General features: G+C 68.8%; 10 protein-coding genes. 8 read left to right on the top strand and 2 right to left on the bottom strand.

Going from position 1 to position 13,746, the window contains the following annotated elements; all coding sequences use genetic code 11:
- Positions 1 to 131 precede the first annotated feature (131 nt).
- Positions 132 to 1,241 (top strand): glycoside hydrolase family 5 protein, encoded by a 1,110-nt coding sequence (locus ToN1_RS10655; RefSeq protein WP_169208431.1) that lies wholly within the window; start codon positions 132 to 134, stop codon positions 1,239 to 1,241.
- Here the strand turns inward: ToN1_RS10655 and ToN1_RS10650 are convergent.
- On the bottom strand, positions 1,221 to 3,077 hold the full coding sequence (locus ToN1_RS10650) for an ABC transporter ATP-binding protein/permease (protein ID WP_244861023.1): 1,857 nt from the start codon (positions 3,075 to 3,077) through the stop codon (positions 1,221 to 1,223). The two genes, ToN1_RS10655 and ToN1_RS10650, sit on opposite strands and share 21 nt — an antisense overlap.
- A 241-nt stretch (positions 3,078 to 3,318) precedes the next feature.
- On the opposite strand from ToN1_RS10650, the gene ToN1_RS10645 reads away from it, so the two are divergent.
- A complete protein-coding gene (locus ToN1_RS10645) occupies positions 3,319 to 4,119 on the top strand; it encodes an endonuclease/exonuclease/phosphatase family protein (protein WP_169208432.1) in 801 nt (266 codons plus the stop codon).
- Here ToN1_RS10645 and ToN1_RS10640 read toward each other — a convergent pair.
- The gene (locus ToN1_RS10640) at positions 4,106 to 4,780 is read right to left on the bottom strand and encodes a carbonic anhydrase family protein (RefSeq protein ID WP_169208433.1); all 675 of its coding nucleotides are present in this window, start codon (positions 4,778 to 4,780) and stop codon (positions 4,106 to 4,108) included. The two genes, ToN1_RS10645 and ToN1_RS10640, sit on opposite strands and share 14 nt — an antisense overlap.
- A 107-nt stretch (positions 4,781 to 4,887) precedes the next feature.
- On the opposite strand from ToN1_RS10640, the gene ToN1_RS10635 reads away from it, so the two are divergent.
- The 6 genes from ToN1_RS10635 (at position 4,888) to ToN1_RS10610 (ending at position 13,732) form a co-directional block, all read left to right on the top strand.
- Positions 4,888 to 5,799: a LysR family transcriptional regulator gene (locus tag ToN1_RS10635; RefSeq protein ID WP_169208434.1), complete on the top strand. Its 912-nt coding sequence runs from the start codon at positions 4,888 to 4,890 to the stop codon at positions 5,797 to 5,799.
- Between the two features lie 141 nt (positions 5,800 to 5,940).
- Positions 5,941 to 6,936, top strand: coding sequence for a PstS family phosphate ABC transporter substrate-binding protein (locus ToN1_RS10630; RefSeq protein WP_169208435.1), 996 nt, complete (start codon positions 5,941 to 5,943; stop codon positions 6,934 to 6,936).
- A gap of 257 nt (positions 6,937 to 7,193) precedes the next feature.
- Positions 7,194 to 7,895, top strand: a complete 702-nt coding sequence (locus ToN1_RS10625) for a TetR/AcrR family transcriptional regulator (RefSeq protein WP_169208436.1) — start codon at positions 7,194 to 7,196, stop codon at positions 7,893 to 7,895.
- Positions 7,896 to 7,974: 79 nt separating this feature from the next.
- On the top strand, positions 7,975 to 10,464 hold the full coding sequence (locus ToN1_RS10620; RefSeq protein WP_210148089.1) for an acyl-CoA dehydrogenase: 2,490 nt from the start codon (positions 7,975 to 7,977) through the stop codon (positions 10,462 to 10,464).
- Positions 10,461 to 11,741 (top strand): acetyl-CoA C-acetyltransferase, encoded by a 1,281-nt coding sequence (locus ToN1_RS10615; RefSeq protein ID WP_169208622.1) that lies wholly within the window; start codon positions 10,461 to 10,463, stop codon positions 11,739 to 11,741. Before ToN1_RS10620 ends, ToN1_RS10615 begins: the two co-directional genes overlap by 4 nt.
- Complete coding sequence (locus tag ToN1_RS10610; RefSeq protein ID WP_169208623.1) at positions 11,741 to 13,732, top strand: 3-hydroxyacyl-CoA dehydrogenase NAD-binding domain-containing protein; 1,992 nt, start codon at positions 11,741 to 11,743, stop codon at positions 13,730 to 13,732. The genes ToN1_RS10615 and ToN1_RS10610 overlap by 1 nt, the downstream gene beginning before the upstream one ends.
- The last annotated feature ends 14 nt before the right edge of the window (positions 13,733 to 13,746 follow it).

Below are 13,746 nucleotides of genomic sequence, written 5' to 3'. Positions count from 1 at the left end.
CGCCAGTCTGCCGCAGCCGGGCGAACATCTCCGTGCAATTTGCCAAGGAAGGCCGATGCCTTCGGGGCTACAGTTGAGGGCAGCATCGCAGGGCAGGCGTGCCTGCGGGCCATGACACGGGGGGAGGGATCATGGAAGCGACGAGTCCGAAACTGCGCGGCGTGAATCTCGGCAGCTGGCTGCTGCTGGAGAAATGGATGGTCCCGAGCCTGTTCGAGGGGCTAGCGGCGTCCGACGAGACGACCTTCTGCGCCGAGCTGGGGCCGACCATGGCGACGGAGCGCCTGCGCGTGCACTGGGACCGCTGGGTCACGCGCGAGGATTTCTCGTGGATCGCCGAGCGCGGCCTCAACGCGGTGCGCATCCCATACGGGCACTGGATCTTCGGCCCGGACTACCCCTGGCACCGCGCCTACGGCGAGCATCGTCATCCCTTCGCAACCGGCGGCATCGAGGTGCTCGACCGTGCGATGGACTGGGCGCAGGAGTTCGGCCTGCGCGTGATGCTGGACCTGCACGCGGCGCCCGGCTGCCAGAACGGCTTCGACAATGGCGGCATCCTCAACGTGTGCGAGTGGCACACACGGCCCGAGTACCTCGAACATGCCCTGTCCGTGCTCGAACGCATCGCCGAGCGTTACCGCGATCACCCGGCGCTGCACGCGATCGAATGCCTCAACGAGCCGCGCTGGGACGTGCCGACCGACTACCTGAAGGACTTCTACCTTGCCGCCTACGAGCGCATCCGCAGGCACTGCCCGGCCGACCGTGTCGCGGTGGTGTTCCACGACGGTTTCCGCTCCTTCCGCGAGTACGTCGGCTTCATGCAGGCGCCCGAGTACCGCAACGTGATCTTCGACCTGCACCGCTACCAGTGCTTCGACCGCCGCGACATCGACTCCGACATCTTCGCCCACATGGGCAAGGCCGGCGGCGAGTGGCGCGAGGAGGCCGACGCGATCAACGCCGAGCTCGGACTGCCGGCGGTGTGCGGGGAATGGAGCCTGGGGCTCGATCTGCGCGTCGTCTCGTTGTGGGCCGAGGGGCCGTTCAACCATGCGCTGGAGCACATGGACGAGTTCCAGGAGACCGTCGCCAACCGCGGGTATGCGGCGGCGCAGCTGCTGGCGTTCGAAAAGTACCTCGGCTGGTTCTTCTGGAGCTACAAGACCGAGACGACGCCGGCGTGGTGCTTCCGCGACTGCGTCGAACGCGGCTGGCTACCGTCCGACTTCCGCTGAGCCGGAGACGGGAGCAGGGTTCACGGCCGGGGTGCTCGCGTCGCTCCGCTCCTCGCCGCCCGGCTTCAGGCCGGGCGTGCCGACGCGGTGCAGCTCGATCCGGCGGTGGAAGAGGCGCTCCAGGCCACCGTGACGCATCACCGACAGCACCGTCATGTCGGGCATTTCGCGGTGCATCATCTCCATGATGCCGGCCTCGCCCTTGGCGTCGAAGGCGTCGGTCGTGTCCTCGAGGAACACCCACGCAGGGCGTTGCAGGAAGAGCCGGGCGGTGCTCAGGCGCTGCTGCGCGCGTAGCGGCAGCACGTGGTTCCAGTCGTCGGACTCGTCCAGGCGCGGCGCGAGCCAGTCGATGCCCGCGCATTCGAGCGCACGGTGCAGCTCCGGCGTCGGGTAGCGCTCGGGCGGGTGCGGGTAGCACAGCATCGCGCGCAGCGTGCCGGTCGGCAGGAAGGGGCGTTGCGGCAGGAAGACCATCTCCTGGCCTTCGGGCAAGCGGATCTCGCCGCTGCCCCATGGCCACAGGCCGGCCACCGCCTTGAACAGCGCCAGGGTCACGTGTGCGTCGCCGACGATCAGGATGCGCTCGCCGCGGCGCACGCGCAGCTCCAGGCCGCGCAGCAGCGGCTCGCCGGTCTGGGTTTCCAGCGACAGGCCGCACAGATGCAGCTCGGGCTTGGTCGAATGGCCGATCTTGATACGTGTGGGCTCGCCCTGGCGGTCGATGACGTCGAGCCGGAGCATGTCGTCGTGCAGGTTCACGACGCGGCCTGCCGAGGTGCGCCACATCGCGATCTCGCCCAGTTTGTCGATCGGCCAGGACAGCGCCGACGCCAGCCGCTCGAAGGCCTGCGCGGCCTGCATCAGGCCGCCCAGCGTCAGGGCGCCGGCAATGAACTGCGGCGCTGCGACGAGGATGGGGAAGATCGGCATCAGGTTGCCATAGGCGGTCGAGAACGACACGATGCCGAGGTAGGCGAAGGTCTGCCGGTTCCAGCCGCGCGCGACGTCGCCGAAGAGCTGCACGGCGCTGCGCCGCTCCATGCGTTCGCCGTGCGTCAGCGCGATCGCCTCGGCGTTCTCGCGCGCCCGCGCGAGGCTGAAGCGCAGGTTGGCCTCCACGCTCTGCAGCCGATTGGTCGCGCGCACGAGGGGGCGGCCGAGCAGGTAGCCGATTGCCGCGCCGCCGCCCGCATAGGCGAACGCGAGGAGGACCATGTAGCCGGGCACCTCGAATTCGCTGCCGGGAATCGGCGCGCTGCCCGATACTTCCGCGAGGATCGCGATGAAGGCCCAGCCGACGAGCAGCGAATAGGTCAGCGAGTGCGCGAGGCTGATCGCCGCCTCGGTGGCGATGCGGATGTCCTCGGCGATGCGCTGGTCGGGGTTGTCGTGCTCGCCTTTCAGGAACTGCAGGCGGTAATGGCGCGAGCGTGTCATCCACTGGTCGACCAGGTTCGCCGTGAGCCAGCGCCGCCAGTCGAGCTGCAGCCAGCGCTTGATCTGCATGTGCAGCGCGGTGACTGCCATCGTCAACACGAGGATCAGCGCGAAGACGAGGATCTGCTGCAGCAGCGCATCCAGCGAGCGCGCTTCCAGGGCATCGAAGAACGCGCGGTTCCAATAGCTCGTCCACATCACCAGCGCCACCTGGCTCACTGTCAGCGCCAGCAGCAGCAGCGTGGCCGCGCCGATCTTCCACCGGTGCTGCGAGTTCCAGTAGGGCAGTGCCAGGCGGGCGAAGCGGCGCACCGCGTGGCCCGGGGACGCGGGTCGGGATTCCGGCGGCAGCTCGACGGGAACCATCAGGCGTGCCCTCTCGTGTCTGGCGAGCACGGCTGCGATCGGGCGGCAACGATTCCGCCGCGGCACGCGACGCTGCCGCTGCTCGGACGGCGCCCCGCCGCCCCGCCGGCGAGCATCGCTGCAACGATCATCTGGCCGCTCCCGTCACGTAAAAGTCTTGTTACAACGCTTAGACTATCTCATTCGGGGGCAGGAAAACCGTGATCTAAGTAGCAGGCGCCGGGAGTGCCGGCGCTCGCCGGGCCGCTCGCGCTTCGTCGGGGAGGTGAACATGCAGCTCGGGGTGATGTCCTTCAACATCCGCTGCGCCTCGGCGCCGGACGGCGAGCACGCGTGGGCGCGGCGCAAGGCGCTCGTGGTCGAGCGCATCCGCGCCTTCGATCCCGACCTGCTGGGCCTGCAGGAATGCCGCGACGACGAGCAGGCCGAATATGTGCGCGCCGCGCTGCCGGACTACGAATTCGTCGGCGTGCAGCGTGGCGGCGACGGCGATTCGGCGATCGAGATGGCGCCGCTGCTGTACCGCCGGGCCGCCTTCGCGGAAGTCGCGCGCGGCCACTTCTGGCTCGCCGATCTGCCGGACTCACCGGGGCGCCAGTCCTGGGGCGCCGCCTACCCGCGCACCGCTAGCTGGGTGCGCCTGGCCCCGCGCGATGGCCGCTGCGGCCGATTCACCTTTCTCAACACGCACTTCGACTATCAGGGCGCGTCCCGCGAGGAATCGGCGCGCCTGCTGCGTCACTGGGTGCAGGCGCTGCCGCCGGGCGAGGGCGTGATCGTCTCGGGCGACTTCAACGCCGAGCGTGACTCCGAAACCTTCCGCGAGCTCACCGCCGACGCTGCGCTGCGCGAGGTGCTGCAGGAAGCGGGAGCGGCGGTCGGCACCTATCACGATTACGGCCGTGCGCCGGTGCGCGAGGCGATCGACTGGATCCTCGCCTCGCAGCACTTTCGCACCGTGGCGGCCGGGGCGGACACCTGGCGCTCGGGCCGGCGCTATCCGTCCGACCACTTTCCGGTCACGGCGCGGCTTGCGTTCAACCCGTCCGCGAGCGGCCCTAGCCGGCCATGAGCCGCATCGACGCGGCATCGTGCAACCAGGTGTCCTCGAAGAACGTCACCGTGCCGCTGGCCAGGTCGTGCTTGCCGCCGATGATCCCCACCTTGCCGGCGGCGATCATGCGCTCGAGGATGGTGCTGCGGTTCACGATCGAGCGCACCGAGCGGCGCACGTTCAGGTCGGCCACATTCTCGACGAACGCGGCGTTCTTCGAGTTGCGCTGCGCCGAATCCGGGGTCTGGCTCTCTTCATAGACGGCCGGCTGGATCTTCGACAGCAGCTCGGTCAGGTTGCCCAGCTCCACGTGGTCGCACGCGCCCTTGATGGCGCCGCACGAGGTGTGCCCGAGCACCACGATGAGCTTCGACCCGGCCACGTGACAGGCGAATTCGAGGCTGCCGATGATGTCGGTGTTGATCACGTTGCCGGCGATGCGCACGGAGAAGATGTCGCCGAGGCCCTGGTCGAAGATGAGCTCGGCCGAGGTGCGGCTGTCGATGCAGCTGACGATGGTGGCGAACGGCCACTGGCCGTCGTGCGTCTCGTTGGCCTGCTGCAACAGGTCGCGGCTCGCGCGCAGGTTGTTGACGAAGCGTGCGTTGCCCTCCCTCAGGAACTGCAGGGCAAGTGCGGGGGTGACGCTGGCCTGGGTTTCGGACGTGTGGGTTTTCATTGAGGGGAGCAGCTCGCCTTCAGACGTTTGATGTTGGCCATGATGTTACCGATGGGTGAAAATAATAAATAATCGATATTCGTGATGACGTGCATCGATAAATCTCTATGAATGCGACCTTCCGCCAGCTGCGCCTCTTCCTCGCGCTTGCAGACCACGGCAGCGTCACCGCCGCCGCCGAAGCCTGCCACGTCACGCAGCCCACCGTGTCGATGCAGCTGCGCGAGCTCGCCGATGCCGTCGGCCTGCCGCTTTATGAACAGGTCGGCAAACGTCTCTATCTGACTGCGGCTGGCGAGGCGCTCGCGGAAACCGCGCGGGCGATGCTCAATGAGTGGCTCGCGTTCGGGCAGGCGATCGACGCGATGAAAGGCCTCGAGCGCGGACGCCTGCGCGTCGCGCTGGTGAGCACCGCGAAGTACTTCGTGCCGCGCCTGCTGGGCAGTTTCTGCGCAGAGCACCCGAACATCGAGATCGCGCTCGAAGTGCTCAACCGCGACGGCGTGGTCGCCCGTCTGCGCGAGAACCGCGACGACCTCTACATCATGTCGATGCCCCCCGAGAACCTCGACCTCGAACGGCATGCCTTCCTGCCCAATCCGCTCGTCGTGATCGCCCCCGAGGGGCACCCGCTGGCCGGACGGCGGATCGAACTCATCGACCTTGCCGGCGAGCGCTTCATCCTGCGCGAGCGCGGCTCGGGCACGCGCCTCGCGTGCGATGCGCATTTTGCGCGCAACGCCTTCGTCCCGCGGGTGCGACTCGAACTCGGCAGCAACGAAGCGATCAAGCAGGCCGTCGCGGGCGGCCTCGGCCTCGCGGTGATCTCGCGTCACGCGCTGGCCGCACGGCCCGGCGACGACCAGCTCGCGGTCCTCGACGTCGCGGGCTTTCCCGTGCAGTCGAGCTGGTTCACCCTGCATCCACGCGGCAAGCGGCTGTCGCCCGTCGCAACCGTCTTTCTCGGGCACCTCGAGCGCACCGCGCGCGAATGGAGCGAGCGGCGCGACCGGCACTGAGGCGTAGCGCACGCGATCGTGTCGGCGTCGCCCGAGAGCCGGCGCCGCGCGAGGTCATGCGTTCGTAACATGGCCATCACGTTCGTGTAACGCGCGCCCTCCAGCATGACGACTTGTCATCCACATACCGGAGCAAGTCCGATGGTTGTTCGCAAGTCTCTCGCCCTGTCCTCGCTGCTGCTCGCCGTGGCTGGCGCCGCGCATGCCGAAACCCTGATCAAGGTCGACGGTTCCAGCACGGTCTATCCGATCTCCGAGGCCGTCGGCGAGGAGTTCCAGAAGGCCAGGAAGAACGCCGTCAAGGTCACGATCGGCATCTCCGGCACGGGCGGCGGCTTCAAGAAATTCTGCCGCGGCGAGACCGACGTTTCGAATGCGTCGCGCCCGATCTCGAAGAAGGAGATGGACGCCTGCGCCCAGGCCGGCATCAAGTACATCGAGCTGCCCGTCGCCTACGACGCGATCACCGTCGTGGTGAACAACGACAACGCCTGGCTCAAGGAGGTCAAGGTCGAGGAGCTGAAGGCCATGTGGGAGCCGGCCGCCCAGGGCAAGATCGCCAAGTGGAGCGACGTGAATCCCGCCTGGCCCGACCAACCGCTCGCGCTGTACGGCCCGGGCGCCGATTCGGGCACCTTCGACTACTTCACCGACGCCATCAACGGCAAGGAGAAGGCGAGCCGCGGTGACTTCACCGCGTCCGAGGACGACAACGTGCTCGTGCAGGGCGTTTCGCGCAACAAGGGCGGCCTCGGCTACTTCGGTCTCGCCTACTACCTGGAGAGCAAGGCCAAGCTGCGCGCGGTGCCGGTCGTCGCCAAGGGCGCCGCCGCGGGCGTCGCGCCGGGCTTCGACACCGTGATGGACGGCAGCTACCAGCCGCTGGCGCGTCCGATCTTCATCTACGTGAGCGCGAGGGCCGCCGCCGAGAAGCCCGAGGTCAGGGAGTTCGTCGAGTACTACCTGAGGAACGCGCCGCAACTGGTGAAGGAGGTGAAGTACGTGCCGCTGTCGACGGCCGACTACACCCACGGCATGAACAATTTCGCCAAGGGCAAGACGGGCACCGCCTTCGGCGGCACACCCGAAGTCGGCATCAAGGTTGCCGAACTGCTCAAGCGCGACCCGAAGGAATAAGCGTCCGGGCCGCCGCCCTGCGGGGCGGCCCCTCGCTGCGAGCCGGGATGAGCGTCCCGGCTCTGTTCTTTTGCGGCGCTTCGTTCGCCGCCCCGCGCTTCTCCGGTTCGGATACGGCGGAATTGCCTCGATGGCGGGGCCGTTCCGCTGCGGTGGCCGCGCCGCGTCCGCGATGGTGCGCCGCCGCATCAAAATTCCTTGACTCTCAATCAATGAAACGTATGATTCAAACAACTGTTTGATTCAGGCGTTTCATCATGCGCGCTCCCAGCGACCGACAACCCGCCGCCGAAACCCGCGACCGCATCCTCGATGCGGCCGAGGTGCTGTTTGTCGAGCACGGCTTCGAGGCGACGACGATGCGCATGATCACGAGTCGTGCGGATGCCAACATCGCGGCCGTGAACTATCACTTCGGCGGCAAGGATGCGCTGATCCAGGAAGTCTTCAAGCGGCGGCTGACCGATCTGAACCGGCGGCGGCTGGCGAAGCTCGACCGGCTCGAGGCGGAAGCGGACGGCGCGCCGCTGAAACCCAGTCGCATCGTCGAGGCCTTCTTCGGCACCGCGCTGGAGATGGCGGCGGACACCGCGCACGGCGGCCACACTTTCATGCGCCTGCTCGGTCGAACCTATACCGAACCCAACGGCTTCGTGCGCCAGTTCCTCGCCGAGGAGTACGCGGAGGCGGTCGAGCGCTTCCTCGCCGCGTTGTACCGCGCGCTGCCCGACGTGCCGCGCGAGGAGATCCTGTGGCGCTTCCATTTCATGATGGGGGCGATGTCCTACGCGATCGCGGGCACCGACGCGCTTCAGCTCTTCGCCGGCAAATTCGACGATGCCGACCCCGAGCGCCTGATGCCGCGCCTGATGTCCTTCCTGCTCGGCGGTCTGCGTGCGCCGCTGCCGGGCCAGGGTGTCCCCGGCGAGAACGGGAAGGGTGCGCACCGCGCCCAGTGAGCTGAAATTCGACCGGTCCCGGTGTGCAAGGCGGCGCAGACCGCCTCGGGACGGATCCTGAAAGATCGAGGAGACGACAATGATCTGGTGGTTCATCGCTTTGCTCCCTCCCTTGGCAATCGCGCTCGCCTACGGGCGAGCGCCCCTTTTTGCCTGGGCAGGGGTCGGGTTGGGCTGGCTGGCGGCGGCCGGCTGGGCCGGGGGCTGGGCGCCGGCGGCGATCGGTGCGGCGCTGGCGGCATTCGCGGGCGTGATGGCGATCTTTTTGCTGCGGCCCGCGCGCCGGGCGCTGGTCACTGCGCCGATCTTCCGCGCCTTCCGTGCGGCGCTGCCGTCGATGTCGCAGACTGAGCGTGATGCGCTGGAGGCGGGCACGGTGTGGTGGGAGGGCGAGCTCTTCCGCGGCGCACCGGCGTGGTCGACGCTGCTCGCCTATCCGTGGCCCACGCTCACGCCTGAGGAGCGCAGCTTCCTCGACCATGAGACGAGCGAACTGTGCCGGCTCACCAACGACTGGCAGGACAACCTGCGCCAGGATCTCTCGCCCGAGGTGTGGCAGTACATCAAGGACAAGGGCTTCCTCGGCATGATCATACCGAAGGAGTACGGTGGGAAGGGCTTCTCGGCCTATGCGCATTCCCAGGTCGTGACCAAACTGTCCACGCGCGCCTCGGCGCCGGCGATCACGGTGATGGTGCCGAACTCGCTCGGCCCGGCGGAACTGCTGCTCCACTACGGCACGCCGGAGCAGAAATCCCACTACCTGCCGCGCCTGGCGAAGGGGCTGGAGATCCCGGCCTTCGCGCTGACCAGCCCGTGGGCGGGGTCCGACGCGGCGTCCATCCCCGACGCGGGCGTCGTGTGCAAGGGGCTGTGGCAGGGGCGCGAGGTGCTGGGCATGAGCGTCTCGTTCGACAAGCGCTACATCACGCTTGCGCCGGTGTGCACGGTGTTCGGGCTGGCGTTCCGCCTCTATGACCCGGACGGCCTGCTCGGCAGCGAGCCGGATCTGGGCATCACCTGCGCGCTGGTGCCGGCCGATCACCCCGGCGTGGACACCGGTCGCCGCCACTTCCCGCTCAACGGCATCTGGATGAACGGCCCGGTGCGCGGTACCGACGTCTTCATGCCGCTCGACTTCATCATCGGCGGGCCGAAGATGGCCGGGCAGGGCTGGCGCATGCTGATGGAGTGTCTCGCGGCAGGCCGTTCGATCTCGCTGCCGGGCTCCAACACCGGCATGCAGAAGATGACGGCGCGCGCGGTCGGCGCCTATGCGCGCGTGCGCTACCAGTTCAAGACCGCCATCGGCCGCTTCGAGGGCGTCGAGGAGGCGCTCACGCGTATCGGCGCGAACACCTACCTCAGCGACGCGGCGCGCGTGATGACCGCCGGTGCGATCGACCTCGGCGAGAAGCCCTCGGTGGTGTCCGCGATCGTGAAATACCACGTCACCGAGCGCGCGCGCCAGACCGTCAATGACGGCATGGACGTGGTCGGCGGCAAGGGCATCTGCCTCGGGCCGCAGAACTTCCTCGGCCGCGCCTACCAGCAGATCCCGGTCGGCATCACGGTCGAGGGCGCGAACATCCTCACGCGCAGTCTGATCCTCTTCGGCCAGGGCGCGATCCGCTGCCATCCCTACGTGCTCGACGAGATGCACGCCGCGCAGGCCAACGCGCTCGCGACCTTCGACGAGGCATTGTGGGGCCACGTCGGTTACACGGTGTCGAACGCCGCACGCGCGCTGGTGATGGGGCTCACGGGCTCGCACTTCGTCGGCGTGCCAGAGAACGTCGCCCCCGAGACGAGACGCTATTACCAGCAGCTCACGCGCTTCTCCGCGGCGTTCGCGTTCATCTCCGACATATCGATGGGCACGATGGGCGGTGCGCTGAAACGCAAGGAGAAGCTCTCCGCACGCCTCGGCGACATCCTGTCGCTGATGTACCTCTCCTCGGCGGTGTTGCGTCGCTACGAGGCCGAAGGCCGCCAGGCCGCCGATGCGCCGCTGATGCACTGGGCGATCTGGGACTGCATGTTCAAGGCGCAGAACGCCTTCGAGGGCGTGATCGCGAACTTCCCGAACAAACTCTTCGCGACGCTCCTGCGCCGCATCGTGGTGTTCCCGCTGGGACGGCCCTATGTCGTGCCGTCGGATCAGCTCGGCCACGAGGTCGCCAAGCTCTTGATCGCGCCCTCGGCGACGCGCGACCGCCTCACCTCGGACGTGTATCTGACCGACGACGTCGAGGAACCCGTTGGCGCCGTCGAAGCCGCGCTCGCCGCGACGATCGCCGCCGAGCCGGTAGAGGCCAAGGTGCGCCAGGCGCAGAAGGCCGGCCGTTTCGAGCCGGGCCTGCTGGTCGGCGGCGGCGTCGATGCGTTGTGGCAGCGCGCCTATGAGTCGGGCGTCATCACGGCCGACGAATTCGCGCTGCTCAAGCGTCGCGGCGAGCTGCGCGACAAGGTGATCCGCGTCGACGATTTTCCCTACGACTTCGGCCTGCGTGACGCGCTCGGCGTGATCGCGTCGCAGTCGCCCGCGACGGTGAAGGTCGCCGCATGAGTCGCGACATCTTCATCATCGACGGCGCGCGCACGCCCCTCCTCAAGTCGCGCAACACGCCGGGGCCGTTCGCGGCCTCCGACCTCGCGACCGCGGCCGGCTCCGCCCTGCTCGCGCGCCAGCGGTTCGCGCCGGACGAACTCGACGAGGTGATCCTCGGCTGCGCGAGCCCCTCTCCCGACGAGGTGAACATCGGTCGTGTTGTCGCGCTGCGCATGGATTGCGGGCAGAAGGTGCCGGGCTGGACGGTGATGAGGAACTGTGCCTCCGGCATGCAGGCGCTCGACTCGGCGATCGCGAACATCCAGGCGGGGCGCTCGGATCTGGTGCTCGCGGGCGGTGTCGATGCCCTGTCGCGCGCGCCGCTGCTGCTTTCCGACGCGATGGTGCGCTGGCTCTCCGGCTGGTACGCGACCAGGACCGTCGGCGACAAGATCGCCGCGCTGCGCCGCTTCAAGCCCGCCTATCTCGCGCCGGTGATCGGCATCATGAAGGGGCTCACCGACCCCATCGTCGGCCAGCTGATGGGCCAGACTGCCGAGAACCTCGCGCACCGCTTCGGCATCTCGCGCTCCGAGATGGACGCCTTCGCCGCGCGCAGCCATGCCCGCGTGCTGGCGGCGCGCGAGGCCGGGCATTTCGCTGAGATCGTGCCGCTGATCGACCGCGATGGTACCGTGTACGCCGACGACGACGGCGTGCGCGCCGACTCCACGCCGGAGAACCTCGCCAAGCTCAAGCCCTTCTTCGACCGCAAGTACGGCCGCGTGACCGCCGGCAACAGCTCGCAGATCACCGACGGCGCGGCGTGGCTGATCCTCGCGTCCGCGGAAGCGGTCGAGCGCCACGGCCTCGTGCCGCTCGGGCGCATCGCCGACAGCCAGTGGGCGGGCCTCGACCCCGCGCAGATGGGCCTCGGGCCCGTGCATGCCGCGACGCCCATCCTGCAGCGCCACGGCCTCGCGCTCGCCGACATCGAAGCGTGGGAGATCAACGAGGCCTTCGCGGCGCAGGTCATCGCCTGCCTGCGCGCCTGGGACGACGCGGACTACTGCCGCGAGGAGCTGGGCCACGCCGACGCCTTCGGCCGCCTCGACGAGACGAAGCTCAATCTCGACGGCGGCGCGATCGCGCAGGGCCACCCGGTGGGCGCCAGCGGCGCGCGCATCGTGCTGCACCTGCTGAACGTGCTGCGCCGGCAGGGCCTGAAGCGCGGCATCGCCAGCATCTGCATCGGCGGCGGGCAGGGCGGTGCGATGCTGGTGGAGGCGCTGTGATGAGCGAATTCAAGCATCTGGTCCTCGCGCGCAAGGGGGACGAGTCCGGCCTCGCATGGCTCTACCTCGACCGCGCCGGCACAAGCACCAACACGCTGTCGCGCGCGGTGCTCGACGAACTCGCCGGCGTGTTCGCGCAGCTCGAGGCGGATCCGCCCAAGGGGCTGATCATCGCCTCGGCGAAGCCGGCCGGCTTCGTCGCCGGAGCGGACATCGAGGAGTTCACGCGCATCGACTCGGCCGCAGGTGCACGCGACCTCGTGCAGCGCGGCTGGGAGCTCTTCAACTGGCTCGCGCGCCTGAAATTCCCGACGCTCGCGCTGATCCGCGGCCATTGCCTCGGTGGCGGGCTGGAACTTGCGCTGGCGTGCCGTTACCGCATCGTCGTCGATGAGCCCGCCACCAGGCTCGCGCTGCCCGAGGTGATGCTGGGCATCGTCCCCGGCTGGGGCGGCATGAGGCGCCTGCCGGAGCTGATCGGCCCGGCCGCGGCGCTCGACATGATGCTCACCGGCAAGAGCCTGGACGCGCGCCGCGCGCACAAGCTGGGCCTCGCCGACGCCTGCGTGCCGCCGCGCGTGATGGAAAACGCCGCACGCATGCTGGTGCTGTCCGGCCAGCCGCCGCGCGCGCTGCCCTTCGTGCAGAAGCTGCTCAACGGCCCGCTGAAGGCGGTCGTCGCGAACAAGGCGCGCGCGCAGGTCGCGACCAAGGCGCGGCGCGAGCATTACCCCGCGCCCTACGCGATCCTCGACATCTGGCGCAAGCAAGGCGGCAATGCGCTCGCGGTGCCGGCCGATGCGCCCGCCTCGCTGGAGGCGATCTTCCGCTCGCCGACCGCGAAGAACCTCGTGCGCGTGTTCTTCCTGCAGGAGCGGCTGAAGGGATTTGGAAAAGACAGCGACTTCGCTCCGCGCCGCGTGCATGTCGTCGGTGCCGGCGTGATGGGGGGTGACATCGCCGCGTTGTGCGCGTGGGCTGGCATGACGGTGACGCTGCAGGACCAGTCCGTCGAACGCATCGCGCCGGCCGTCGCGCGCGCCGCGAAGTTCTTCGAGCGCAAGTTCAGGGGCGATGCGCGCCAGGTGCGCTTCGCGCTCGACCGCCTGATCCCCGATCCGGCCGGCCACGGCGCCGCGCGGGCGGACCTCGTGATCGAGGCGATCTTCGAGAACCTCGATGCCAAGCGCGCGCTGTTCGCCGACATCGAGCGGCGCGCACAGCCCGATGCGGTGCTCGCGACCAACACCTCCAGCCTGCGCATCGAGGACATCGCGACCGGGCTCGCCGACCCCCGCCGTCTGGTAGGCATCCACTTCTTCAATCCTGTCGCGCTGATGCCGCTGGTCGAGGTCGTCCGCGGGGCGCAATCGGACGACGCGGCGCTGCGCCGTGCGGCGGCCTTCGTGCGCCGCCTCGACAAGCTGCCGCTGCCGGTGAAGAGCGCGCCGGGCTTCCTCGTGAATGCGGTGCTCGGCCCCTACATGCTGGAGGCGCTGCGTTGCGTCGAGGAAGGCATCGCGCCCGAAACGGTGGATGCCGCGCTCCTCGCCTTCGGCATGCCGATGGGGCCGGCCGAGCTGGTCGACACGGTCGGCCTCGACATCGCCGTCGCCGCGGGCAAGGCCCTGGCCGGTGCGGGCGCCGAGCCGCCGCCGAAGCTGCTGGCGCTGGTCGCCGCCGGCCACCTCGGCCGCAAGAGCGGGCAGGGCTACTACCGCTGGGCCGACGGCAAGGCGCAGAAAGGGGCGCCGGGTGCGATTCCCGCCGGCTTGGCCGAGCGCATCCTCGCGCCCCTGATCGCCGCGGCACGCCGCTGCGTCGATCAGGGGGTGGTCGCAGACGCCGACCTGGCCGATGCTGGAGTCATTTTTGGAACAGGCTTCGCCCCCTTCACGGGCGGGCCGCTGAATTATTCCCCGGAATCGGGGAAAACTTTGCCCGACGCGGCTTCCGCCGGCCGGGTTGGTGCTATCGTGCATGCTGGATGAGCATGAGGGGATTC

This window comes from Aromatoleum petrolei, assembly GCF_017894385.1.
In the GTDB taxonomy this organism is placed as follows: domain Bacteria; phylum Pseudomonadota; class Gammaproteobacteria; order Burkholderiales; family Rhodocyclaceae; genus Aromatoleum; species Aromatoleum petrolei.
The sequence above is the reverse complement of the archived record's forward strand: the minus strand, read 5'-3'. Positions and strand labels throughout refer to the sequence as shown.

Excerpts from the sequence above, each read along its gene's own strand:
- ToN1_RS10640 (WP_169208433.1), bottom strand. The coding sequence starts at position 4,780 with ATGAAAACCCACACGTCCGAAACCCAGGCCAGCGTCACCCCCGCACTT.
- ToN1_RS10610 (WP_169208623.1), top strand. The coding sequence starts at position 11,741 with ATGAGCGAATTCAAGCATCTGGTCCTCGCGCGCAAGGGGGACGAGTCC.
- ToN1_RS10655 (WP_169208431.1), top strand. The coding sequence starts at position 132 with ATGGAAGCGACGAGTCCGAAACTGCGCGGCGTGAATCTCGGCAGCTGG.
- ToN1_RS10620 (WP_210148089.1), top strand. The coding sequence starts at position 7,975 with ATGATCTGGTGGTTCATCGCTTTGCTCCCTCCCTTGGCAATCGCGCTC.
- ToN1_RS10635 (WP_169208434.1), top strand. The coding sequence starts at position 4,888 with ATGAATGCGACCTTCCGCCAGCTGCGCCTCTTCCTCGCGCTTGCAGAC.
- ToN1_RS10645 (WP_169208432.1), top strand. The coding sequence starts at position 3,319 with ATGCAGCTCGGGGTGATGTCCTTCAACATCCGCTGCGCCTCGGCGCCG.
- ToN1_RS10615 (WP_169208622.1), top strand. The coding sequence starts at position 10,461 with ATGAGTCGCGACATCTTCATCATCGACGGCGCGCGCACGCCCCTCCTC.
- ToN1_RS10625 (WP_169208436.1), top strand. The coding sequence starts at position 7,194 with ATGCGCGCTCCCAGCGACCGACAACCCGCCGCCGAAACCCGCGACCGC.
- ToN1_RS10630 (WP_169208435.1), top strand. The coding sequence starts at position 5,941 with ATGGTTGTTCGCAAGTCTCTCGCCCTGTCCTCGCTGCTGCTCGCCGTG.